This window comes from Priestia sp. BR_2, assembly GCF_041954005.1.
Lineage (GTDB): Bacteria > Bacillota > Bacilli > Paenibacillales > Paenibacillaceae > Paenibacillus_AQ > Paenibacillus_AQ lautus_A.
In genome coordinates this window covers 230,831-255,475 of the sequence record NZ_JAVFHM010000139.1, presented here as the reverse complement: position 1 = coordinate 255,475, position 24,645 = coordinate 230,831, and the positions used below count along the sequence as shown (strand labels likewise).

23 protein-coding genes are annotated in these 24,645 nt (G+C 52.3%); 12 read left to right on the top strand and 11 right to left on the bottom strand.

What is annotated here, in order from left to right; all coding sequences use genetic code 11:
* Positions 1 to 23 precede the first annotated feature (23 nt).
* The 5 genes from RB298_RS06290 to RB298_RS06270 form a co-directional block, all read right to left on the bottom strand.
* On the bottom strand, positions 24 to 1,229 hold the full coding sequence (locus RB298_RS06290; RefSeq protein WP_096775705.1) for a Ger(x)C family spore germination protein: 1,206 nt from the start codon (positions 1,227 to 1,229) through the stop codon (positions 24 to 26).
* Entirely contained in the window at positions 1,226 to 2,335 is a 1,110-nt protein-coding gene (locus RB298_RS06285) for a spore germination protein (RefSeq protein WP_486046376.1), read from the bottom strand. The genes RB298_RS06290 and RB298_RS06285 overlap by 4 nt, the downstream gene beginning before the upstream one ends.
* A gap of 30 nt (positions 2,336 to 2,365) precedes the next feature.
* Positions 2,366 to 4,033: a spore germination protein gene (locus RB298_RS06280; protein ID WP_486046374.1), complete on the bottom strand. Its 1,668-nt coding sequence runs from the start codon at positions 4,031 to 4,033 to the stop codon at positions 2,366 to 2,368.
* 229 nt (positions 4,034 to 4,262) lie between these two features.
* The gene (locus RB298_RS06275; protein WP_486046372.1) at positions 4,263 to 6,455 is read right to left on the bottom strand and encodes a GH92 family glycosyl hydrolase; all 2,193 of its coding nucleotides are present in this window, start codon (positions 6,453 to 6,455) and stop codon (positions 4,263 to 4,265) included.
* A 35-nt stretch (positions 6,456 to 6,490) separates the two neighbouring features.
* Entirely contained in the window at positions 6,491 to 7,585 is a 1,095-nt protein-coding gene (locus tag RB298_RS06270; protein WP_486046370.1) for a GntR family transcriptional regulator, read from the bottom strand.
* 496 nt (positions 7,586 to 8,081) lie between these two features.
* Here RB298_RS06270 and RB298_RS06265 point away from each other — a divergent pair, with 496 nt between their 5' ends.
* Together RB298_RS06265 and RB298_RS06260 are read left to right on the top strand one after the other, a co-directional pair.
* Positions 8,082 to 8,561: a MarR family winged helix-turn-helix transcriptional regulator gene (locus RB298_RS06265; RefSeq protein WP_096775710.1), complete on the top strand. Its 480-nt coding sequence runs from the start codon at positions 8,082 to 8,084 to the stop codon at positions 8,559 to 8,561.
* A gap of 206 nt (positions 8,562 to 8,767) precedes the next feature.
* Positions 8,768 to 9,298, top strand: a complete 531-nt coding sequence (locus tag RB298_RS06260; protein WP_096775711.1) for a cysteine hydrolase family protein — start codon at positions 8,768 to 8,770, stop codon at positions 9,296 to 9,298.
* A gap of 21 nt (positions 9,299 to 9,319) precedes the next feature.
* Here RB298_RS06260 and RB298_RS06255 read toward each other — a convergent pair whose 3' ends face one another.
* The 3 genes from RB298_RS06255 to RB298_RS06245 are packed head-to-tail and all read right to left on the bottom strand — an operon-like array spanning position 9,320 to position 11,806.
* Complete coding sequence (locus RB298_RS06255) at positions 9,320 to 10,123, bottom strand: alkaline phosphatase family protein (protein WP_486046367.1); 804 nt, start codon at positions 10,121 to 10,123, stop codon at positions 9,320 to 9,322.
* A 57-nt stretch (positions 10,124 to 10,180) separates the two neighbouring features.
* Positions 10,181 to 11,032 (bottom strand): SMR family transporter, encoded by an 852-nt coding sequence (locus RB298_RS06250; protein ID WP_486046365.1) that lies wholly within the window; start codon positions 11,030 to 11,032, stop codon positions 10,181 to 10,183.
* A gap of 3 nt (positions 11,033 to 11,035) precedes the next feature.
* Positions 11,036 to 11,806 (bottom strand): DeoR/GlpR family DNA-binding transcription regulator, encoded by a 771-nt coding sequence (locus tag RB298_RS06245; protein WP_015737932.1) that lies wholly within the window; start codon positions 11,804 to 11,806, stop codon positions 11,036 to 11,038.
* 192 nt (positions 11,807 to 11,998) lie between these two features.
* On the opposite strand from RB298_RS06245, the gene RB298_RS06240 reads away from it, so the two are divergent.
* Positions 11,999 to 12,958, top strand: a complete 960-nt coding sequence (locus RB298_RS06240) for a metallophosphoesterase family protein (protein ID WP_486046363.1) — start codon at positions 11,999 to 12,001, stop codon at positions 12,956 to 12,958.
* 90 nt (positions 12,959 to 13,048) lie between these two features.
* Here RB298_RS06240 and RB298_RS06235 read toward each other — a convergent pair whose 3' ends face one another.
* Complete coding sequence (locus RB298_RS06235) at positions 13,049 to 13,654, bottom strand: TetR/AcrR family transcriptional regulator (RefSeq protein WP_192570283.1); 606 nt, start codon at positions 13,652 to 13,654, stop codon at positions 13,049 to 13,051.
* A gap of 59 nt (positions 13,655 to 13,713) precedes the next feature.
* The gene (locus RB298_RS06230; RefSeq protein WP_486046361.1) at positions 13,714 to 15,195 is read right to left on the bottom strand and encodes an NAD(P)/FAD-dependent oxidoreductase; all 1,482 of its coding nucleotides are present in this window, start codon (positions 15,193 to 15,195) and stop codon (positions 13,714 to 13,716) included.
* Between the two features lie 315 nt (positions 15,196 to 15,510).
* Between RB298_RS06230 and rlmN the strand changes: the two genes are divergently transcribed.
* The 7 genes from rlmN to RB298_RS06195 all read left to right on the top strand — a co-directional run bounded on the left by rlmN (position 15,511) and on the right by RB298_RS06195 (position 21,308).
* Positions 15,511 to 16,572, top strand: a complete 1,062-nt coding sequence (gene rlmN, locus RB298_RS06225) for a dual-specificity RNA methyltransferase RlmN (RefSeq protein ID WP_015737928.1) — start codon at positions 15,511 to 15,513, stop codon at positions 16,570 to 16,572.
* A gap of 150 nt (positions 16,573 to 16,722) precedes the next feature.
* The gene (locus RB298_RS06220; protein WP_015737927.1) at positions 16,723 to 17,193 is read left to right on the top strand and encodes a hypothetical protein; all 471 of its coding nucleotides are present in this window, start codon (positions 16,723 to 16,725) and stop codon (positions 17,191 to 17,193) included.
* A 269-nt stretch (positions 17,194 to 17,462) separates the two neighbouring features.
* Positions 17,463 to 17,756 carry a DUF6509 family protein gene (locus RB298_RS06215; RefSeq protein ID WP_192570286.1) on the top strand — a complete coding sequence of 98 codons (294 nt, stop codon included), beginning with the start codon at positions 17,463 to 17,465 and terminating at the stop codon, positions 17,754 to 17,756.
* Between the two features lie 507 nt (positions 17,757 to 18,263).
* Positions 18,264 to 19,205 carry a macrolide 2'-phosphotransferase MphI gene (gene mphI / locus RB298_RS06210; protein WP_096775719.1) on the top strand — a complete coding sequence of 314 codons (942 nt, stop codon included), beginning with the start codon at positions 18,264 to 18,266 and terminating at the stop codon, positions 19,203 to 19,205.
* Positions 19,206 to 19,502: 297 nt separating this feature from the next.
* The gene (locus tag RB298_RS06205; RefSeq protein ID WP_015737925.1) at positions 19,503 to 20,039 is read left to right on the top strand and encodes a GNAT family N-acetyltransferase; all 537 of its coding nucleotides are present in this window, start codon (positions 19,503 to 19,505) and stop codon (positions 20,037 to 20,039) included.
* 252 nt (positions 20,040 to 20,291) lie between these two features.
* Complete coding sequence (locus tag RB298_RS06200) at positions 20,292 to 20,486, top strand: hypothetical protein (protein ID WP_486046357.1); 195 nt, start codon at positions 20,292 to 20,294, stop codon at positions 20,484 to 20,486.
* 3 nt (positions 20,487 to 20,489) lie between these two features.
* Positions 20,490 to 21,308, top strand: coding sequence for a GNAT family N-acetyltransferase (locus RB298_RS06195; protein ID WP_096775720.1), 819 nt, complete (start codon positions 20,490 to 20,492; stop codon positions 21,306 to 21,308).
* A 61-nt stretch (positions 21,309 to 21,369) separates the two neighbouring features.
* Here RB298_RS06195 and RB298_RS06190 read toward each other — a convergent pair whose 3' ends face one another.
* Positions 21,370 to 22,260 (bottom strand): LysR family transcriptional regulator, encoded by an 891-nt coding sequence (locus tag RB298_RS06190; protein ID WP_096775721.1) that lies wholly within the window; start codon positions 22,258 to 22,260, stop codon positions 21,370 to 21,372.
* 123 nt (positions 22,261 to 22,383) lie between these two features.
* Between RB298_RS06190 and RB298_RS06185 the strand changes: the two genes are divergently transcribed.
* The gene (locus RB298_RS06185; RefSeq protein ID WP_015737922.1) at positions 22,384 to 23,460 is read left to right on the top strand and encodes a branched-chain amino acid aminotransferase; all 1,077 of its coding nucleotides are present in this window, start codon (positions 22,384 to 22,386) and stop codon (positions 23,458 to 23,460) included.
* A gap of 222 nt (positions 23,461 to 23,682) precedes the next feature.
* Positions 23,683 to 24,579: an AraC family transcriptional regulator gene (locus RB298_RS06180; protein ID WP_486046354.1), complete on the top strand. Its 897-nt coding sequence runs from the start codon at positions 23,683 to 23,685 to the stop codon at positions 24,577 to 24,579.
* Positions 24,580 to 24,645 lie beyond the last annotated feature (66 nt).

Below are 24,645 nucleotides of genomic sequence, written 5' to 3'. Positions count from 1 at the left end.
TGACGGTATTGCGTCAGCGCTCTTTAATCCGTTGAGGAACCGAAGTCCGTGATCTTCATGTCGACTTCATACGTAATTGGGATATGGCTAAAGGTTTCATCCCAATCCTTCTCTACTTTTTTCCACAATTTTGGATATTTGATTCGGATCTGATCGGCAAAGCCCCCAACGTCTACATGATAGACATGCTGCATTTTATCCAGAACCTGTTCGATCTGTTTACGGGCTTCTTCTTCAAACAGTCGCTCCAACTCTCTCATATATTGCTCGGTTGTGGGAATCTCCGGAAAGCTCCAATCCTCAATTAATCTGCCTTCCGAACGGACCTTGATATGAAATGATATTTCGTCTCCCTGAACCTTAGGGATAATGGTGCTGTGGGAATTCTTGGGCTCATAAATAACAGTATGTCCGGTTTTATGCGCGTACGTTTTCAGCGCTCCTCCCTTCACGTCCTCCATGATCCAGGATAAGCCTTCCAGATCATACTGGCTCAGTTCCCCGATGAATTTTTTGGTATTGCCTTTGAATATGGCGGCACCCGAGAATTTATGCTCGCTTTGCGCGGTAACGACATTTTGCAGCAGGAAGCTTTCTCCCGATTGCATGGTGCTATCCAGCTTTATGAGTGACATTGGGGGAAGGATTTTGTTGGAACGATAGCGGTTATCCACAAGACCCATCAAGTAGAAAGCTGGGATCTCCCCGGGTTCGGTGGAGCTCAACGCTTCAAGTGCACTCCGGTGGCTCACCACTACCAGGCAACTGGGGCGGATATCATTATCCCGGAGAATAAAATCAAGGATCTGCTCCAGGCTGTACCGTTTGGCGAGTTCGCTTGAGACGACGATGACCTTGAGATGATGGCCGATCAACGGACGGTCTCTTCGCAGAGCAAACTGGCGGAAGATCTGAATAAGGGAATCTCCCGTTAATTGCTCATTCAGATAGGCTTTGCTGGGGGGTGACGAGCTGGATCCGCCTTGTTTCTCACTCTTGCTCGTAATCGGGGGCACGATCTGAACCGTCGCCGTCAGCACTTTCCTTTTGGGGTAGGTCGCCCCTTGTTGGTTGATCTCCCGTTCGAATCGGGATTCATTCGCTGCATCCAGTCCTAAGCCTACATAGACGCTGACATCTTCGATCTCGTTGCTGCTCCAGCAGCCGGTTGTCAGCAGCATCAGGACGCTGGCCGTTACTACCGACACATATCGCGAATATCTGTTCATTTCGGCTTCATCCCTTTCCTGCGGACCTTGCTGATCAATAATAGGATGAGCGGCAGTCCTCCGAATAAATAAATCGACACATAGCCTACGGTATCTCCCAGCTTGAACGTCTCCGACACATCTTTCGGGATCATGGCAAGGAGGAAGATGACGGGCAGCATGATGAAGAGAAAGGGGCGTACATTCTTCTTCAGCAGCTGGGAGAGGCCTAACGAGGCCGCGTAATGCGCTACCGTAAAGGTCGAAAATATTTGCATGATCCAGATGACAAGCAGCAGGGATTCAAAGCGCTCGAATATCAAGCCCTGCATCTCGAAACTGCGCATTAAGTCCAGGGTGGGCCAGGTTCTTTTCTGTACGCCGTGAATGGAGAGCCCGCCGATGACCATGATGACGGTGATCAAATAAATCAACATAGGAACCGTAATGCCGACGAGCATAGCTTTGGTGCCTTTCTTGGGTGACTTCATGAATGCCATGGCAATAAACATGATCTCGTAACCGGTGAACGATAACAGTGATGGTTTAATGCCTTGCAGCACGGGCATGATGCCCGATCCAAGCACCGGCCTTAAATTTTTAAAGTCGAATATGCTGCTGCTCAGCATAATTGCAATAATGAAGAACAACAGCGTAATGGGCAAAATGATCTCGTACATTCTGGCGATGCAGTTGATCCCTCCTGTGGTCAAATACAGACCGATCCACATAAACGTCATCACGATGATCCATACGGGTGTGCCCTCAAGCAGGTATAGCCCCGTAACTTCCGCCATCACCCGGATTTCAAAAGCAGAAATGGTAATGAGATAAGCAATGACCAGCAAGCTCAACAGGAAGGCCACCCATTTACCAGTGATCTCGGGCACGAATTGAAAATAGGTTTTTCCCTGAAATCTGCGGCATAGCGTCACGACGATGAATCCGGCAAGCATGATGATCATGCCGGAGATTAGAATGGATATCCATACATCCGGGGTTTTGGCAGCCTCTACCGTCGTTCTCGGGAGCGTGAGAATACCGGCTCCCAGCATGTAGTTAATGATCATGACGGCAGCCTGGGAAGTGGTAATTTGGTCTTTGGGCTGTAAACTGGAGCTGCTCATGTTCCTCACCTCATTTCGTGCTTGGAATGATTAGTTTCGACGATCGGGATCCTGCGGTTTTAACAGTTGGGGGCGTTTCTTCATCACCTTCAAGGGGAAGCGGATGAGGAAATCCTTCAAGTCGTTGATACCGTAAGGTACCATGGGGCTTGCGTAAGGCACGCCAAAACTCTTCAATCTGACCAGATGACTGCACAGCAAAAGGAAGAACATCACGACGCCGAACAAACCGAGCACTGCCGCAAAGAACATCGCGGTAAACCGGAGGACGCGCAGTGTAATGCCGGCACTATAGACCGGGATCGTGAAGGAGGAGATCGCGGTTACAGCTACGACAATAACGAGAAACGGACTGACAATTCCGGCATTTACGGCAGCATCGCCAATAATCAGACCGCCCACGATGCCCATCGCAGGTCCAATGGGTTTCGGAAGCCGGATCCCGGCCTCCCGCAAAATTTCAATGGCGATCTCCATGATGAGCGCTTCGATGATCGAGGGAAAGGGCACGCCCTGCCTCGTCTCGATAATAGTCAACGCCAGCTTGGTGGGTATCAGCCCGGGATTAAACGAAATAAACGAAATGTACAGTGCGGGTGCCAGCAGCGCCAGAAGGGCGGAGAGAAAGCGCAATAAGCGGACAAAGGAGCCCGAGATCCATCTCTCGTAATAGTCTTCAGGCGATTGGAGCAGCATGCTGAACGTGACCGGCATGATTAACGCGTAGGGCGTGCCGTCAAGAAGGATGGCTACCCGCCCCTCCAGCAAAGCGCCGATGACCCTGTCCGGTCTCTCGGTATTTTGGATTTGCTGAAAAGGACTCATGACGTTTTCTTCAATCAATTGCTCGATGTATCCCGATTCCAGCGGGTCGTCGATTTCAATTTTCCGGATGCGCGTAACGACTTCATCCACCAGATTGGGGTCGGCGATGTCCTTCATGTAAGCGACGACCAGATCTTTTTTTACCCGGTTTCCGACCTCGAATCGGGTGAGCTGAAGACTTTCATTTTTTCCATGAAGCCTAAGCAGGCCTGTATTGTCTGACAATCTTTCGGTAAATCCGATACGGGGACCTCGAAGAAGGGCTTCCGATAGAGGCTCTTCTACGTTTCGGCTTTTTCCCTTCGCCGACCCCACCAAAAAGGCTCCTTGCATTCCATCCACCAATAAACAGGGCGTGCCTGCGAGAACGGCTTGTACAAGGTCCAATAATTGACGAACATGCTTAATCTCACATACCGGCAGCATCTGGCTGCTGATGTAGGCTTTGATGGCATCGCTCGAGTCATTAAAGTTGTCGTGCTCCGTTTCCGGAACCCCCTCCAGCATCAGGGGTCTTATAAGATGGGTGTCGATGAGGTCGCTATCCAGCAATCCGTCCACATATACGACGACCGCCCGCGTTCGCGTGCCCCGTATCGTAAATTCTCTGATTTCCACGTCCGCATTGTCACCGATCGCTTGGCGAACCGACGTGATATCCGTGTCGTAAAGTCCCGTTAGGGAAGCGTCTGGCGAAACGCTATCCTCCCTCACGGGTGAAGAGGGGATGTTAGGCTTTAGGGAAAAGCTTGAGTTGATTGACTTGTGAAACCATTTGGAGAACATCAGCATCACGACGGGGACAAAAAAGAGCAGAAAGGCTTGGAAAAATATCGTCCACTTCGGAATATAAGACGCAATGACGGACCACACCGATAATCACCCCGCAGTTTCTTAGCAATTGGGTCATGCGAATCATGTGTATTGTTACCCGAGGCGATCTTGAAAATTCCTGTATTTTCAATATTAGAGAAAGGGACCCACGGGTCTGCCTTCCAATGATGACGAATGGGCGCTGGAAAACTGGATACGCAAAAAAAAGGCATCCCCCAGGCCGCTGACCTGATGGGATGTCCTTATGATGCGAGTTAAGCTGAAGCTCTTACTTCTTCGATATCGAGAACGGCAGTTCCTCCGCACTGTAATGACGGTAGCTTGGAGCCAATCCAAGACGGAAATCGAGGGATTTTCCTGCCAGAATATCCTCATGCGTAATGTACAGTTTAGTGTAATCCTGTCCCTCCAATTGCACGTTCGCCACGAAATTGGACTGCGGATTGTTGTTGTCGGTATGAATCAACATCTGTTTGCCGTTTGGCAGCTCAATGCTCACGCTGTCGAACAGCGGGATGCCGAGCACATATTCATTGCTGCCTGGACATACCGGATAGAAGCCCATGGAGCTGAACACATACCAGCCGGACATGCTGCCGTTATCCTCGTCGCCCGGGAAGCCGTCAAAGCCGCTGTTGAACAGGTTCGACATCAGCTGTTTGAGGATCACCTGGGATGATGCGGGCTGCCCTACATAGTTGAACAGATAAGGAATATGGAAGCTCGGCTGGTTGGAAATCGCCAGCTGGCCATAATCGATGGCGGCCATCTCGCTCATCTCATGAATTTCAAAGCCGTAGCCCCGGACGTCGAAGTCTGGCGCTTTGTTGCACAATTCGGTAATTTTGTCGAAAAAGCGTTCTTTCGAACCATGCGCTTCGATCAAGCCTTGGAAATCCTGGAATACGGCAAAGCTGGTTTGCCAAGCGCTTCCCTCGGCATAATCGAGTCCCCAGCTCGTGTCGTTGAAATTCGGACGGAACTGACCGTTCTGATCTTTGGCCCGCATGAAGCCGGTCTCCGCATCAAATATATTCTGATAGTTGAGCGCGCTTTGTCTGTACTGCGCGGCTATGTCCGACCGGCCCAACACATCGGCCACGCGGCTGATGCAGTAGTCGCTGTATGCGTAATCCAGGGTGTGGTTTACGCTCTCATGATAGCTGCTCGGAACGTAACCGTACTTGATGTAGTCCAGCGTTCCTTGACGTCCATAACAATTCTGTCCGCTCTGCGTGGTGGCTGCGGTCAGCATGGCCTCCAGCAGTTCCGGGAGCAGATGCTGGGCGAGTCCCTTAGCCGCCGCATCCGCGATGACCGCGTCAATAAGCGTGCCCGGCATCAGTCCGCGCTCATCCGGGGACAGCCATTTTGGCAGGAAGCCGGTCTCGCGGTAAGAATTCAGGAAACCTTCCAGCATTTCCTCATATTCCTTCGGCGCGATGATGGAATAGAGCGGATATACGGTCTTGTAAGTATCCCAGAAGCCGTTATTGGTATAGAGCACGCCCTTCTTGACGGATCGGGCCGTTGTGTCGTAATGAACCGGCTCCATATCGGCATCGAGCTCATAGAACTTCTGCGGGAACAAGAACATGCGGTAAAGGCAGGTATAGAAAGTGCGCATATATTCCTCGTTCGGGTGAGTGACCCGGATTTTGTTCAGGTAATGATTCCAGGCTTCCGCCGCCAATTCTTTCTGTTCGTCCAAGGTTGTGTCGAGCTCGCGCGTCAGATTAAGCTCCGCTTGCTCCTGGCTGATGAAAGAGGTCGCCAGCTTAACATCCAGCGTGCCCTTTTCACAGTCTTTGAAGCGAATGACGACATGCTGGTCCGCATTGACGAAAGCGACCTCCGGGAAGAACTGGCCTTCGGCGTCGTAGTAACCGGTCGCAGAGAGATCCACGTCCTTGCTGAAGCTCATGGCCACGTACATGCGGAATCCTTTATCGTGACAGTCTGCGAAGTTGCTGACATAACCGGTCATTTTGCGCTGGGCAGCATCCACCCGGAACTCGCTTTGGTTATGGACGTTCAGCACGAGGCCAGCCTGCTGCCCGGAATTGTATTTGATGCGCAGCGACGCCCCATAGCAGCTCGGTACCAGCTCCGTGGTGATGTTGTAGCGCTGCTGCTTCACTTTGAGATAATGAGGCTTGAATATCGCTTCCTCCGGCCGATAGGAGCTTTGGCAGGTGAAGACGGAGCCCCTGATTTTGTCGTCTGCGATCGGAGTCATCAGGAAGTGGGCGAAGTCGCCCATCCACGGGCTCGGCTGGTGCGTCAAGCGAATGCCTTGGAAGATGCGGTCATTGGGGTTGAAGAACCAGCTTCCTTCGTTTTTGGTCTGCACGACATAGTGGTTCATACCGAACGGCACACCCGTGTAAGGGAGTGCATTCCCGTTGGAAAAGGTATATTGGTTGTTGGTGCCCTGTCTGGTATCGACATAGTTCAGCATGTAAAAGTCTCCTTTGTTATTGAGGAATAGGCGGATTATAACTTCTTCACGGTCTGGCGTTCCATGAGCCGAACGGGAATCACCACATTCTCAAGAGGGTGTTCCAGAGGGTGCTCTATGAGGGATATGAGGTTCCGTGCAGCCTGATATCCCATCTGTCCAAAGTCCTGCGATATGGTGGTCAGCTTGGGTTCAATGAAGCTCGCGAGATGAATGTCGTCAAAACCGACCACGGAGAAATCGTCCGGAACGGACAAGCCCAACTCCTTGGCGATTTGAATGATTTCGATCGCAATGAGGTCATTCTCTGCCACAATCCCCGTAATTCCTTGGTTCACGACGGACTGAATAAACTGAATATAGTATTCTCTGCCGTTGTCGTGGTCATGGGTTAAGTAACGGTCGGTCAAGTCATTGACGCTGTAATCGATCAGGCTGTAATCATACAGAGCCTTCAAGTAACCGAAATAACGCTCCCGGATGGAAGAGGAATTCTCTACCTTCAAGGAGGAGATAAAGGCGATTTTTTTGTGATTGTTCTCGATCAGATGTTTGGAGGCTTGATATCCGCCGCCAAAGTTATCGGAGACGACCGACAGGAAGGGGATGCCTTCAATGCACTTGTCCATCGTCACAAGCGGGTACTTTGCCAGGTGATATTGATACAGAATCCCAAGGTCCGCGATGCTGCTGATCGGGTAGAGGATCAATCCGGAATAGGCGCTTTGAAGCGCAGACTCCAACAGCTTGCGCTGCCCGACAATCGTGTTGGACTGAATGTTCAAGCTATAGTCGGTCGTTGCGAGATATTCATTGATGCCTTTCTCGTAATCGCCGAGTCCCGGATTATGGGCGAACGGGAGAATCAGCAGAATCTCTCTGCCAGTCTTGCTCAATGGTCGGTGATCAGCCTTAGCGTCGCTCACGAAGCTCCCCTTGCCCTGGATCCGGTAAATCAGCTTGGCATTCTCCAGCTCGTTCAGCGCTCTCTTCGATGTAATCCGGCTGACCTTATATTCCTTGGAAATCTCGGCTTCGGTCGGAAGCTGGTCTCCAGCCTGAAGCTCCCCGGATTCAATCTTGGCTGTTAGAGCGTTGACGATATGTTGATATAGTGGAATTTGTTCCATATGAGATCACCTCGCTAAATTTGATATATCATTTTTCAGGGAGAATGTCAAAGTTTAAAGATGTATTTGAATAGGATGATACGGTTGTTATGGTTGAGCATAAGGAAAGGCTGGATTGGAAATTCCCTATATGTATCAGACGGGGTTATTAAAGAATGGTTGTTATTATAAGGATAGTATCCCTGGTTATACTTCGGAATGAAACGTCCGCCGAGCCGCTAAATAGAGAAGATGAGCACTGAAAGTTCGATTAAATGGTATGTCATTTGATCAAAAATCAGGGATATTTGATATATCAAATATAAAGCTGTATGTATTCAGCGGGTTGGACCTGCTCCGGCAGATTTATTATTCCCATAATCCTGCTGACCCTCGGCATATCGCATCTTGGTATGCCTTGATGCTGGCTGGTATCAGCTTTATGTACATGAATTGACAGCTTATCATTTGAGTGATAAATTGACTGTGATTACGATAGAGGAGGTCAATGGAATCAATGAAGCAATTGGGATTTCATCAGGAGAACCGGTTAGCCATGCTGTCATGGATTCGGATCACCCGGTTTCAGCAGATCGGCAATCACATCTCGAATGAGTTTTTGCAGCCTTTCTGCATTACCGTTGCCCAATTCGACGTGCTGATCCAGGTCATGGCCCACCAACCTCTATCTCAGCAGGAGCTGGCCGAATATCTGTCCATCAGCGGCGGCGGCGTTTCCCACATGGTGAAACGGCTGGAGAAGCTGGGCCTGATTGTCCGCAAGCAGGATTGGAAGGTGAAGTACATCTCGCTAACCGAGAAGGGACAAGCCTTGCTGGAAGAAATTATCCCGCTGCTGTCGGATTTTCAAACCTCCATGTTTGATGTTTTGGATGACCAAGAATTACAGCAGCTTTACAAGACCATGAGAAAGCTCCATCAGTATAACTTAAAGAAGAAGTCGGCAAACCCTCGGATTTGCGTCGAAGAAGAGTAGCGGAGAGGAACCATTACTGCTCTTATAGCGATACCCGGATGGGCGATCAGCCATGATAAGGAGTCCCTTTAAGAGCGGATTCCTTTTTTTGCGTGGAAGGGTACTCCCTCCTTTAAGAATGAGACACAAATTTTGATATACAAGTCGGGAACAAACGTTCTATAATGGAAAGGGATGATTATGATATGTACGGGAGGTTGTTATAGTTGAAGAAGAGCGCGCTGTTGGTCATTGATGTGCAGAATGAGATGTTTCAAGTAAATGATCCGGTGTACGAAGGAGATCGATTGCTCCACAATCTCAAGCAGCTGATCGCAAAAGCCAGAAGCGGCGGCATTCCTGTTATTTACATCCAGCATAATGACGAAGGGTTGAAGGCAGGTTCGGAGGCGTGGAAGATTAATCCTGAGATCACGCCTGCGATGTCGGATACCGTCATTCAGAAGACAAGACCGGATTCCTTCTACCATACGACGCTTGAGGAGGAATTGAAGAGGCAGGGCATCGAGCATGTAATCCTTGCGGGCATGCAAAGCGAATTATGCGTGGATACCACCTGCCGGAGAGCATCCAGTTTGGGCTATGATGTCACGCTGGTGTCCGATGCCCACAGCACCTGGAACAATTCGGCGTTAACGGCGCAGCAGATCATCGATCACGTGAATGCAACGCTAAGATGGTTTGCGGACATCAAGACAACGGAAGAAGCACTTTGTACAGAAGAAGCCGGCGCGTAAACGCCGGCTTTTTATTTGGACTTAGAGTATGCCTTGGGGCACTTTTCCCTCCCAGCAAGGCTGAGCGGGCAGTCCCAGGACTTGACCGATGACGACGGTCGTGTCCATGATGTCAATCGGTGCTTCGATAAGGCCGGGCTTTACGCCTGGGCCCATAATTCCCCAAGTAATGGTCATATCCATGGGGTGATCACTTCCGTGATCGTTAGGATGTGCGCCTCCTCCGCCGTGATCCGTGACCGTAAGGATCCAGGTGTCTTCCAGCAGCCGCTGATCATCGAGTGCTTTGACTATCATGCCTACGTACTGATCGGTTACGGCAATTTGCTCCAGCTGCTGATCCGTACCGAATCCGTGCTTGTGGCCGGCGCCGTCGGGGTGATCCAGCTGAATGAACATCAGCTTGAAATCGGGCTGTTGATGAATATAATCGACGATGGCCTCCGCCAGCTCGGGGTCCGGTTTGGATTCCATATGAACGTTAATCGTATTCTCAATGATTCCCGTGTTGATCGGTTCCCAGCAGCTGAATGCAGACAAGGGGGCATCCGGCCATTGCCGGCGAGCCAGCTTGAACAGCGAGGCATAGGGGAAGTCCTCCGGAATCCTGCCATGGATCGCCCGGTCATTATCAAGACCATGTCGATCCGGTTTTACGCCGTATAAAAGCGAGCCCCAACATTCGGCACTGATGCTCGGATATACGGTCTGAGCATCGTAAGAGTATGCTCCTGCCTTCAGCAGAGCGTGAATATGCGGAGCATCCGCGTTTTGAATGAACCCGCCTGCTCCATCAATTCCAAGAATAACGACACGGTTAGCCATCGATAGATCCTCCTCGGTATGAACATTTTGATCTTCGTGAATTCATGCAGCCGATTCCTACCCCCATAGGGCAATCGTGATGATGCCTATCGTGATAAGCGCTGACATGACGATTCGCCGCCAGCCTTGCTGTTCGCGCAGCACGATGATGCCCAGAACGGTGCCGAACACCGTGCTGATTTCACGGACCGGGGCAATGTGCGCAAGCGGGGTGAGCCGCATGGCAAACAGGAACAGCAAGTACGAACCCGGTGCCAGGATAGAGCCCAGCAGAATCGTGCGCCAGTTCACCGACCATTCCCGTTTCAGCTGCCTGGACAGCGCCACGGGAACGACCAGGGCGACGAAGTAACTGATGTTGGATAACTGGATCAGCGAGACGGGGGAGACCCCTGCATCCAGAATGGCTTTGTCGGTCAGGGTATATCCGGAAATGCAAAGCCCGACCAGACAAGCATACAGCAAAGCTTTGGGGTTTACGCTGGATTGGCCCCTGAGCCTCAAACCCGATAAAGCAAACAGCGCAAAAATGATAAGACTCAGCCCCATATAGCCTGCCGTGCTTAATTGTTCATGAAACAACACGAGGCTGCACAGCGAAGTCAACATGGCGCCAAGCCCCCGCATGAACGGATACACTTGAGACATGTCGCCATGGGTATAGGCTTTGGAGAGCAGCGTGATATAGCAGCCTTGAATGGTCATGGACAGCAGCATAAGACCGTAAACGGGCAGTTCCAGCCGCAGCCCCGACATCTCCACGATAAAATAAGGCATCAGAAAGACTAACGTGACGGAGTGGATGCACCACAAAAATACCGATTTATGAATGCTTCGCTTCGTAAACAGATTCCAAAGGGCATGGGTCAGTCCGGAAGACAACACCAGCAGCAGTGACAGCAGCTCCATCGACTATTGTCCTATGAGCACTTCGATGCCGCGGGCGGACAGATTATCCATCCATTCCCGTGAACATCCTTGATCCGTGATGACCATGGAGATATCATCCAGCTTGGCGAGCTTCGAGAACGTGGTTACCCCAAGCTTCGTATGGTCCGCGAGAACGATGCCTTCCTCCGCACGCGCAAGCATTTTTCGCGAGATATAAGCTTCGTCCAGATCATAATCGGTAATGCCATCGGTTAACGAGATCCCGCCAACCGAGATAAACGCTTTATTCACCTTGAACTGCTCCAGCAGCATTTCGGTAAGAGGTCCGGTTGACGCTTGCTTGGTCCGGTCCATATCTCCGCCGATAAAAATAATCCTCCCCTGAAACATCTCCATCGCGAGATTCAATATAGGCAGCGAATGGGTGATGACCGTGACATCAGGCCGGTCTTTAAGATAGCGCATGACCTCAATCGTGGTCGTCCCGTTATCGAGAAGAACGGTTTCGCCATCCTTGACAAGGGAAGCGGCGAGTTTGCCGATCGCGGCTTTTTCTTCCGCGCATGTCTGAGAACGGCTGGTGAAGGACGGCTCGATATGCCCGGAACGCGATTTGACGGCGCCGCCGTAAACCTTGCGCAGTTGGCCTTCTTTTTCTAACCGGTCCAAATCCCTCCGGATCGTTTCGGCGGATACCTCCAGCTGCTCTGCCAAGGCGTGGACCTTCACCTTGCCTTCAAGCTCCAATTGATTCAAAATCTTCCCTCTGCGCTCCTCATAGGTTACGGACATAAATGCATTCGCCTCCATGTGATATATGACTGATGATGACCGAAGTTGTGGATTCGATCTTATATTAGGATGGATAATTGACAATGTCAACAAAAATCATTGACTTCGGGGCGTTTTCTCCTCTAATATACACATAAAACCACAACAACCAACATGAAAACCACATGTCCAAGTAAAAGGAGGCAATGTGCGATGAAGCCGATTCTTCGATTCGGAGACGATCATACCTTCAAGATCGTGCAGTTTACAGATATTCATTGGAAGAATGGGGAGCCGGAGGATCTGATGAGCCGGCGCTGCATGGAGACGGTGCTCGACCTGGAGCAGCCCGATCTGGTGGTGTTTACGGGCGATCTTATTTATTCCGGCGAAGCCGACACCGGTTATAGAAAGTGCCAGGATCCGGCGCAGGCCTTCAAGGATGCCGTTTCTGCGGTGGAGTCCCGCGGAATCCGCTGGGCCTTCGTATTCGGGAACCACGATACGGAGGGCGAGGTCACGCGCGAAGAGCTGATGGATGTCGCCATGCAGCACGCTTATAATTGCGCAGAGCACGGCTCGCCGGATATTCATGGCGTAGGGAATTATACGCTGCCTTTATACGGCAGCAACGGGGAAGAGACGGCGGCCGTTTTGTACTTCTTCGACTCAGGGAGAGAGTCCGAACACTCTGCCGTTCCGGGGTACGATTGGATCCGGCGCGACCAGATCCGGTGGTATGAAATGGCGTCCCGGGCATACAGCGCCAAGCATCAGGGGAACCCGCTGCCGTCATTGGCTTTTTTCCATATCCCGCTGCCGGAGTATCGCGAGGTGTGGGAGCGGAAGACGTGTTATGGCAGCAAGTTTGAGAGGGTGTGTTGCCCGGAGGTGAATACCGGGCTGTTCGCGGCGATGCTCGAGCAAGGGGATGTGATGGGCACGTTCGCAGGACATGATCACATCAATGATTATTGGGGCGAACTGCACGGCATCCGCCTCTGCTACGGCAGAGCGACCGGGTATGGCACATATGGCCGCGAAGGCATGCTCCGGGGGGCAAGGGTCATTTGCCTGCATGAAGGACAGCGGCAGTTCGACACCTGGATCACGCTGAGCGACGGCTCGCAGATCCGGGAGCAGGAGAAGCATGAACCCGGGGCGTCTGACTGATACACGACACGCACGGCAGTAACAAACACACCTCTCATGAAATGGCCGGGTTCATAACCGCCATGTTCATAAGAGGTGTGTTTGTTTGCGTTATTTTCCCTGTCCGTTCGTAAGCATGCGCAGCAGCAGCTCCGCTCTAGGAGGCGCATAGCTCGGATCCTCCTGGGACTTCAGCGTCATTAATCCCGACAGCACGGATAAATAACAGGCCGCCAGTTCTCTCAGATCGCCAGCCGCGATCTCTCCTGCCTGCTGTCCGGCTTCGAACAGCGGCATGAGCTGATCCACGAAGGCATGGATGGAATAGCTCTCGATAATCCGTTTGGCCTCTTCCGGCACGCCATCCGAGGTGCGTGCTTGCTGAATCAGCATGAAGTGCGAATTATCGTCCTCTTGAAGAATGATGGAGGTCAGCAATGTAATTTTCTCAAGAGGGGTACCGGGCACGTCATAGATGTCGGAGAGCGCGTGCCGTGCCTCATCCATTGACCATTGTACGAGCGTAATGAACAACTCGTCTTTGGATTTGAAGTAATGATAAAGCAGGCCGTGACTGACCCCGGCTTCGCCGGCGATCATGCTCATTTTGGTTCCGAAAATACCTCTTTTTGAGAATACTTTGATGGCTGCTCGCATGATTTGTTCTTTTCGTTCGTCGCGTATTTGATGCAGTTGTTCTTCATTCAACGGGGCCATTTCTTGTCAATCCCTCACCATGGTATTCTCTTGCTGATATCCACAATAACGCATTTGGATTATTCGGGCAATCCCATGGTTAAGGGCAGGAATTCCGTATTGAAAGCGGGGATGATCTGTTCCAATAGCTCTTCCAGCGGCACGCCGGCCTCTTCCAGCGCTTGATGGAGCCAAGCGTTGCCCTGTCCGGAACGATCCGCATTCACGATGGCGGTGATGCTTTTAGCATTAAACAGATCATTAGGCGAAGCGAGCAGGCCGGTGACCATCATGTACTGCTCAAATACGGCCATGTCGTGATGGCTGTAAGCCAGTTCCTGGCATATGTCGAACAGCCTCTGGGCAAAAGAAAATCCTTGGGCGGACAGTCTGCCTTCGTATTTCACGCCTGCCCATCTTAAATCGGCCGCTGCACTAAGCCACCATGCAGGTTCTATGGCGGATTGAATCTCCTGAAGTGCCGAACGCTCGAATCCCTGTTCAAGCAGGACTCCTTCCTGCTTAGACTGCAAGCAGCGGTCCAGCGTGTCTGCCTGGATAGCCGCCACCGTCATGCCTTGGCCGAATATCGGATCGAAGCTGCAGAAGGCATCGCCAAGCACTAGAAGACCGGAGGGCCAGTCCTCCATCTCCTCGAAATGCTGTCTCACGCACTCTTCGATCCGGTAGCCTCGCGGACTCGAAACAGGCTCCAACTGCTCAAGCAAGTTTCCGATGGCGGGTCCGAATAGATCCTCGGCTTCCTGATTGTACAGATCGCTTTCGGTTGTCGGATAAGATGCCCCTCCCGCTCGATACAGCACGATCTCCGCAAGCTGATTCTCGATCGGATTGAAGACGGCCGTGCCGATGCCGAGGGCGGGGTCTCCTTCGTTCACGATGGTGCTCCACACCGCATGGATTTCCTCAGGCACCTTATAATGCCGCGTGCTGTAGCCGAGAGAGATGTGCAGCCGTTCAGCCTCCGGTATCGCGTAACCGAGGTCCTGCAGCCAATCAGCCAGCTTGGACCCGCGACCGCTTGCATCCACGACGATATCCGCATTCATATGAAGGAGCGCCGGCTCCTTGACGTTCCTGTCCCGGAACACAACGCCGGTAACGGCCTTCTTGCCGGCGTCAAACAGCAATTGTTGCGCCGTCAGTTTCGGTAAGAGAGTAACGTTTGGCAGTGTAGCCACTCTGCTGCGAAGGGTCCACTCCAGCAGGGATCGGCTGCATCCCGCATTAGGCTCATCGGGCAGTTCCAGCGTGCCGAAACGGTTGGTCATTTTAACGGACTTTTGCGCTCGGGGGTGAGCACCCTGCTGAAGCAGTTCCTCGGTTATGCCGGGGAACCATCGTTCAACGATCATTTTACCGCGTTCAAGAAAACGGTGGGGATGATAAGCCTGCGGCGTACCGGCTCGATTCTCCGGACCTGCGGGAAATTCATCCCGATCGGCGATGACCACCTCCTCATAATGCCTCGATAACACGTTGGCGGCGAATAGTCCGGCTATGCCTCCACCAAGAATCAGCGCTTTTCCTTTGGAATTCATTTGATTACCTCCAATGTAGATTGATTTAATCAGTCAATATTAAACGAAAAAAATACCATCTGGTTTTCTGACTTGGACGAAGGTGACGGACTGACTGGGAGTGAGCTCCCTAAGAATAAACGAGAAGTTGTAGTTCTTTCCGTCTCCCTAAATTATGATTGATTCAGTCAGTCAATAATAAGATAAAGGGATTTCCTGGATATGTCAATCCCGTTTTGTGTCAAAGAAGCGTGAATTGCCTATAACTCCCCTTGTGTTCCCCTCGGAATTTTGGGACAATAAGGAGTGGACTATGAATAGAAAGAGGACCAATCAATGAACAAACCATCCATTTATGGATTAACATTAGATCAGTTGACGGCTTGGCTAGGCGAGCGTGGACATAAGAAATTTCGGGCAACGCAGGTGTGGGAATGGCTGTATCGGAAGCGGGTAACGTCTTTTTCCGATATGACGGATGTGCATCCGGAATGTCTGCAGCTGCTCGAGGAACATTATACGATCCTGACCTTGGAGGAGCATACCAAGCAGGAGTCCCTGGACGGCACGGTTAAGTTTCTGTTCAAGCTGGTGGACGGCAACCTGATCGAGACCGTATTGATGCGGCATAAATTCGGATTGTCGGTGTGCGTGACCACACAGGTCGGGTGCAATATCGGCTGCAGCTTCTGTGCCAGCGGGTTGCTGAAGAAGAGCCGGGATTTGTCCGCAGCGGAAATCGTGGAGCAGGTCATGCAGGTTCAGCTTCACTTGGATCGGAGAGGCAGCAGCGAACGGGTCAGCCATCTCGTCGTAATGGGGATCGGGGAGCCTTTTGACAATTATGAGAACATGTCGGATTTCATCCGCGTGATCAAGGATCATAAAGGGCTTGCGATTGGCCCGCGTCATATTACGGTATCGACCAGCGGGCTGGCTAACAAAATCGTCGAGTTCGCGGACAGCGATCTGGGCGTGAACCTCGCCATTTCCCTGCATGCGCCGAACGACGAGATCCGGACCCGCATCATGAAGATCAACAAAGCGATTCCGATTGAGAAACTGATGGCAGCGATTGATTACTATTTGGAAAAAACGAATCGCCGCATCACGCTGGAGTACATTCTGCTGAAGGATGTGAACGATCAGCGGGAGCATGCGCTCGAGCTGGCCGAGCTCGTGGGCGAGCGCCGCAATCTGGCGAACGTGAACCTCATTCCGTACAACCCGGTGGATGAGCACAGCCAGTACCAGCGCAGCACCAAGGAATCGATCACCGCATTTTACGATACCTTAAAGAAACAGGGCATCAGCTGCAGCGTGCGGCTGGAGCATGGCACGGATATCGACGCAGCCTGCGGACAGCTGCGCAGCAAGCAGATCAAGAAGGCTCAGTAACAAGCAGACAACGGGCATCTCTTGGAGGCATTACCAACGCACCATGGGTTGCCGAGAAGTAAGGGCGTATCCATTCGTATGGGTATGCTCTTCTTAAATTGGGGCAGGTAGGTGGCCTATACGAATCCATCGCGAGAGGAATGAGCAGAAATGCCGGAGATTCATCCAATCATCAAAAAGCTGCAGTACAAGGACCTCGGCCAGCCGGTTCTGATGCTTAACGCACCGCAGGCCTATCAAGAGGTCATCAGTTCCCTGCAGGGAGATGTTCATACGGAGCCTGTGCAAGCACCTTACGACTTCGTGCAGGCCTTTGGGACAAGCAATGAAGAATTACGGCGGCTGGCCGAGATTGCAGCCGGCTCCGTGGCGGATAACGGCCTGCTCTGGCTGTGTTACCCCAAGAAAACGTCCAAGACGTATAAGAACTCCGATTGCAGCCGGGAGAGCGTTACGGGCATCCTTGCCGACGAAGGCTATGAGCCCGTTCGGCAGATCGCCATCGACGAGGATTGGTCCGCCTTGCGTTACCGCAAAGCGGAGCTGATCAAGACGATGACCCGATCGTTCGCCGCAACCGCGAAGGGGAAGGAACGGACCGGTCAAGAGGACGGCAAGTGATCGGCTTCAGGGATATTTTTATAACCCGAATCAGCAAAATGACCCCTGCGAGGGTCATTTTGTCTTCCTAATACGTGCTCTTCTTGGGTGGTCTTCTTTTTTACCGTAAGTGAGTTCGGTGCGGCTCGTTAAAGGTATGCCCTGATAGAATCGTAAATTGGGGAACGGCCCTGATTTTCCGGCAGAGGCAGCCTTTGAGCAATTAGAAAGAGTGTAGGGATAGGCGCTCTCTTGTGTATAATAAGCAGAGTGATAGAAAGGGTGGGAATATGTTAACGATCAAAGAATACAGCGTCGAACAGGTGAAGGACCCGTTTGGAATCCTGACCGGCAAACGCTTTGAGTTTGTATGCGATTTGGACGTACCGGAGGATGACGAGCTCTATTCGGAGCATGGCGTCTACCTGCGAGTGATCTACCTGGATGATGAGGATGCTTCGCGTATCGTCAAATACGATTTCTATGAGCGCACAACGGATCAGTATTTGGATTTTGATATGGAGCCCGAGGAAGAGGAAGAACTCACGGCTTTTTGCAGGGAGCATTTGCAGGAAGAAGCCTAAGAGGCATGATGATGCGGTTAGAAAAGCGTCATTGAGGGCTTCATTGCTCATCCCGTGTGAACTTGCGTGTTATGCGTCGCCTGATGAAGGCAGCAAACTGCTCAAGAAGGTCTTGCAAAGATTTCGTGGTTTTGGTAAAGTTATACACAACTTAGGATGAACGGAGGGTTACGTATGTTGGATTATTCCCGATTGAGATCTTTTCGCGGCTAATGAAATAGCGCTAAAGAGACCTGCACAGTTGCAGGGTAATCGGGATGGGTCCGTCATTTTTACGTAACCCATTTTTATGATATGTCTATAGGAATGCATGTTTTTTCATGTGCGGGATAAGAGGTGTCTTCACCCTCCCGTATTTGAACGTGTATTCGAGTAGGCATTTCCAGGAACGGTGGACGGTAAGGTCCCGTTTCGGTTACCCAGCACAGGCAGCTCGTTGCCTGTGCTTTTTTGTTGTGATAACGGCCTATTACGATATCAATGAAATATGGAAGGGATGGATTCCTTATGACAATAGCTAAGCCCAATGACGATTATACGCAAGTGATCCAAGAGATGCTGGAGATAGCCGGTAAGCACGGGGTGGATTTGAATCCCGAAGGCATTGAGATGAATGAATCCGGGATGGACTTTCTCGTTGGATTTGCGGAGGAGGCCAAGACCGGGGCAAGGTGGATCCTGCGGAAGCCGAGAAGAACGGATGTGCTGGACAGGGCCGATAATGAGGCGCGGGTCCTGAAGCTGATCCAGTCCCATCTGCCGGTCGACGTGCCGGATTGGCGCATATATACGCCGGAGCTCATCGCCTACCCGTTGCTCGGCGGGCAGCCTGCCGCTTCCGTCAGCATGGAAGGATATGCATTTAATATGGATGCCGAGAATCCGGGTGAGCCGTTCGTTCACTCCCTGGCTGAGGCACTGGTCGCCCTGCACGGAATCGACCACGATGCAGCCCGAGCCGCAGGCCTGCGGGTAAAAAGCCCCCAAGAAGTTCGCGAGGAGACTGCCCGAAACATGGACGACATCAAGGACCGCCTAGGCGTTTCCGAAACGCTCTGGGAGAGGTGGCAGAAGTGGCTGGGAGACGATTCTTACTGGCCAACGCATTCCGCGCTGATCCACGGAGATCTTCATCCGCCGCATATCCTGATTGATGAGCGCGTGCGGGTTACCGGGCTGCTGGATTGGACGGAGTCGGAGGTAGCCAGTCCCGCCAAAGATTTCGTGCTGTATTACGCCATATACGGCGAGCCTAATCTTCGTGTCCTGTTGGATCGGTATGAACAAGCGGGAGGAAAGGTATGGCCGCGCATGTTCGACCATATTGTCGAGCAGCATGCGGCTTATCCCGTGCTGATCGCCCAGTTCGCGCTCCTTACGGGTCAGGAAGAATATATGACGATGGCGCGGAATGCGCTTGGCTTGACGGAGCAAGCTGGTTCGAATTAACAGGACGGGGATGGGCGAGGTGCCCGATCCGATCCACCCTGATTCCGCAGAAATTAAGGAGCCAACCGACGCATACATTCGGTTGGCTCTTTGCATGATATAAATAACAGAATTCAACATAATTTTGGATGAGCCGTAGGACATATAATGAAATCGTGGTGAAATAAGGAGTAGGTTTAACGTATTTTACTCCATTTCGTAACGCAATTTACATACCTGTAAACCTCTTGGAAGAGTAAATATGTTATCCTAGACATACTAAACTTACATACATCATTCATTAAGGAGGGATTGACCGTGAATATTGAGGTACGTTTATGCCCGAAGGAACAGTCATTTATTCTGCATAACATATATCCGCTGTACTTGCATGACATTGCTGAGATATGGGGGGTCCGTCCTAACCGGTTCGGTGTATTTGAAAAAGAGGATGTGCCGACCTTAAGCGAGCAGAGCAAGCAGCTCGATGTGTGGTGGGAGCAGCCGTCGGTTCTTTTTCCTTATCTGATATCCGTAGATGGCATTGCGGCAGGGTTGGCCCTGGTGGCGACCACGCCCTACATTCCATCGCCGAATATCCAGTACTACTTGAATGATTTTTTTGTGCTTCGGACTTTTCGAAGACAAGGTGTAGCCCAACGAGCGGCTGAGCTTGTGTTCGATCAGTTCCAAGGCGCATGGGAGCTTCAGACGAATCCGACCGAGCGCAATATGAGCACCCAGATTTTTTGGCGCAAAACGTTAAACACGTACACGGGCGGACGGTATACGGAGCATGATGGCGTCCATCCGGAGAAGGGGGATATGCTGGTCTTCCGTTTTAATAACAAATAAGACGGGGACTTAAGCATCCTAGTTGGAATAGGGCTTGACAGCCGGATGATGCCGGGATAAACTGAGTTAAATTTTTCGGAAAATGCTTGGATGAGGACGCCAAGATCGCAAAGGATGCTGAATCAGAGAACTGCTGGGCGGTGCGAAGCAGTCAGCGGCGATGAATTGGCCATCACCTCGGAGCAGATCCGCCGATTTATGTTGAGGCGTATCCGGGTTTACCCAGCCGTTACCATGGGGCATCATTGATGGATGATGACAAGAGTGCGTGCCCGGCTAGCCGGCACGAATCAGGGTGGTAACGCGGAGACAAGGCTCCGTCCCTACAGGGGACGGGGCTTTTTTGTGTTCTCTGGGATGCCGGAGACGCCAAAAAGCGGCGGGGCCGTGCCGATCGGTCCACCACTTGGGTCGGCAGGGAAAGATCATGGGAAGAGAGAGGGATGAATCATGTTAACGAAGCTGATGCCACAGGACGAGGCGCTGTGCCGGGAAGAATTTATTCGTGATGAGGTATCGTACAACCTGATCCATCTCATTGCGGGGTCGCCGCAGCGCATAGGCCTGAAATCGCCGGACGGACGCATGATCTATGCGCAGTCGCCCCGCGGGAACGCCTGGTTATGGATATCCCGGGACGTTGCCATGGATCGGCGGCAGCTTCTGCTTCGAGAATTGGTCAGCGAGCTGGGGGAAGCAGCCCTGCCGGGCGTAACGGGAGAACCGGGCGTGGCCGAGCAGTTCTCCAGCTGCTACGCAGAGGAGCGCCATGGGGCCTACCGTCATCAGATGACGATGGAGTCTTACCATGCCCCCGCCGTCAAGAGCCCTTTAGGCGTCGAGGGGAGGATCAGACGGGCCGCTAAGGAAGATACGCAGCAGGTGGCCCGGTTTCTGGTCGGATTCTCGGAGGATGCTTATGGGGTCCGAGCGAATGCGGCAAGCCAGGTCGAGACCGCCCAACGACTCATTCAGCAGGGCGGGTTATATGTATGGATGGCCGGCGGCCACACGGTGTCGATGGCCAACATTGCGCACCGGTCGCCAAGGCACGGCCGCATCAACGCGGTGTACACGCCCAAGGAGGAACGAAAAAAAGGGTATGCCAGCGCATTGGTTGCAGACCTTGGATCTATCCTGCTGCAGGAAGGATTGGTTCCCATGCTGTACGCCGACCAGGCCAACCCGGACTCCAACCGGCTGTATCAACATATCGGGTTTACCCGATGCGGGACGATTAGCGACCTCAAGTTTGTCCACAATGGATAACGAAGACCCGATGCGGCAAGGCTTGGACAAAGCTGGGGAAGACGAGGGGCCTCAACAAGTGTTATTCTATAAAGGTAGCTAAAAAATGCCGGGCCCGATTGGACAGGACATGATCCCTGAGCCAAACAATGCCCACGTCCGATTGGAAATCAGCGCTTGTAATGGACAGCGTCCGGATGTTAGGAATCGCGAAGGAGGACATGACCGACTCGGGCAAAATGGTGGCGCCAATGCCTTCGGCTACCAAAGCGACGATAATGGCAACGCTGGAGCATTCGCATATGACGCGCGGCTCAAGCTCGCCACGTTTGAATTCTTGAATGACCCGCTCATGCATCCCGATCGTCTGATCGGTTTTTAAGGACAGGAACGGATATTCCGCCAGCTCGCGCATCGAGATTTCCGAATGGGAGGCAATGCTCTCCCAGCTGCTTGGAATGACCGCGACGAACGGGTCGGAGGGCAGGGGCTGAACGGCATAACGCTCGGGCCCGAAGCTGGATTCGAACGGAAGCCGGGTCACTGCGAGCTCGATATTACGCTTGTCGAGCTGATCGGCCAGCAGGGAGTGGTCGCCTTCCCGAATCTTGAAGGTGACCTCGGGATATTGCTGCCGGAAGATATGGATGCGCTGAGGCAGGAGCGAAATGCAGGAGACGACGGCACCGATGGAGAGCATGCCGCGGACTCCCGCGTGGATCTCTTTCACCTCGGTCAGCGTTTCATTGAACTGGTTCAGCAGGGAGGCGGCCCTGCTCTGCAGCAGCTCGCCTGCGTGGGTGAGCTGAAGCTGCTTGCCGCTGCGTTCAAACAGCAGCACGCCGAGTTCTTCCTCCATCAGCTTTAGCTGACGGCTTAATGGAGGCTGCTCCATGTTAAGCTGTTTAGCCGCACGCGTGATCTGTCCTTCCTGGGCGATCGTCAGGAAATAACGCAGCTGCCGAATGTCCATTTTTCATACCTCCTCTCCATACCTTAAAGGTATGGTATCCCTATAAATCAGATATTTTTAATATAGGGCATCGATTGATATGATTCAACTAATAACGTTTGCAAAATAAGGAGATGTGTGCACATGACTTACGCGATATCCGTGGAATTAACGACCACCCCGAAGGAGAAGCCGAGCCATCATAAACAGGCTTTCGGCACGGTATTTACGGATCATATGTTTATTCTGGACTACGATGCCGGCAAAGGCTGGCACGACCCGCGCGTCGTCCCGTACCAGCCGATCGAGCTTGATCCTGCCGCCAAAGTATTTCACTACGGCCAGACCGTATTCGAAGGCCTGAAGGCTTACCTGACGGAAGATCAGCGGATCCTCATGTTCCGCCCGAACAAAAATATTCAGCGGCTGAACCTGTCCAACCAGCGCCTGAGCATTCCGACATTGGACGAAGGGCTTGTGATGGAAGCGCTCAAGCAGCTCGTGCTCGTGGATCGCGACTGGATTCCTTCCGAGCCGGGCACATCGCTCTATATCCGTCCGTTTGTCATCGCAACCGAGCCCGTGCTCGGCGTAGCGCCGTCGCTGCAATACAAGTTCATGATCATCCTGTCGGTAGTCGGTTCGTATTATGCGGAAGGCATCAATCCGGTCAGCATCTACGTGGAGCCGAAATACGTGCGTGCCGTTGCCGGGGGCGTGGGCAATGCCAAGACGGCCGGCAACTATGCGGCAGGTTTGAAGGCGCAGGATGAAGCCACCCTAAAAGGATATTCGCAGGTGCTGTGGCTCGATGGCGTGCACCGCAAATATATCGAGGAAGTCGGCAGCATGAACGTGTTCTTCAAGATCGGCGATAAGGTGATAACGCCTGCGCTGAACGGAAGCATCCTGGATGGGGTTACCCGGAACTCCGTCATCCAGCTGCTGCAGCATTGGAACATCCCCGTGGAGGAGCGGGCCCTTTCCATCGATGAAATCGTGGAGGCTCACCGCAGCGGCTTGTTGACCGAGGCTTTCGGCACCGGCACGGCAGCGGTGATATCGCCGATCGGTTCACTGGAATGGCAGGAGGAGCAATTGGTGATTGGCGAGGGAGCGACCGGCGAGCTTTCCAAACGCGTTTATGATGCCATCACGGGCATCCAGCTCGGAACCGTTGAGGATCCGTTCGGCTGGACGGTTGAACTTCCATTATCTTAATGCACCTGTAAGGATCCGCCCCAGGCATACTTGGGGGCGGGTCCTTTTTTTTTCACGGGCAAGAATAAGGTTTCCGTGGTTTACCTTCTATCTCGCCGCAGCTTGCGGTTTAATCATCTGAGCGTAAACGTCGCTCCATGTTTTTCTTAAGAGAGGCGCTCATGTTACGATGAGAGTACATCGTTGACACGTTGATTTACGAGGCATGGAGGTGCAATTGAAGTGAATCGTCCGCAAAGCGTCGTTCCGGACGCCATAGATTTTTCGAACGCTGCCTTTCCGTTTACCGCGTCGACCACGCACGGCATATTCGCCGGAGCCCAGCGCCTGCATTGGCATCATGCGTTGGAGCTTAACTATATTCAAGGCGGAACCGGTTTTATTCTGATCAACGGGATGAAGCTCCCGTTTCGGCAGGGGGATATCATATTCATCAACAGCAATGATTTGCACCGCGCGTATGAGACCGAGAACCTGGTCATGGACGTCATTATGTTCGAGCCTTCCCTGCTGTCCATCGATCTCAAGTTCGATCCGGACCTGATGGCTCCCTTCCGCTCGCTCGGAAACGTAGACAGGCATTCTCCGGTGCACGATGAACTGGCCCGGCTGCTTCGGCGCATGATGGAGGAGTATGAAGCCCGGGGGACCTCTTATATGAGCCTGATCCGTTCGGATCTCATTCGTTTCCTGAGCTTGGCGAACCGTCATCTTTCGTCTCAGGCTCAGGAGCACAGGCCGATCAAGGGCAGGGGGATGCACGCGTTAAAAGAAGTCCTGCGCACGATGGAGCTTCATCTGGACTACGGCTGGACGCTGCAGGAGCTGTCGGATTTAACGCATCTGAGCCCTTCCCGGTTCAGCGCCCTGTTCCAGCAGGCGGTCGGAACCTCACCGCATCATTATCTGATCCAGCTGCGCTTGACCCATGCCGTGCACCTGCTGGAGACGACGGACCAGAAGATTATCGAGATCGCGGAAACCTGCGGGTTCCGGAATCTGTCCAATTTCAATCGTCTGTTCAAGCAGCATGTCGGGTCTTCGCCAAGCGAGATCCGGGAGCACGCTTATGCAGGCAGTCCCATGATCCCCTCCGCCACGAGTTCCAAGAAACAGTAAGATAGTATCACTCCTTGATCGTATAACAGTAGATGGCAACCTGTGGAAGCGGTATCTTAAACATAT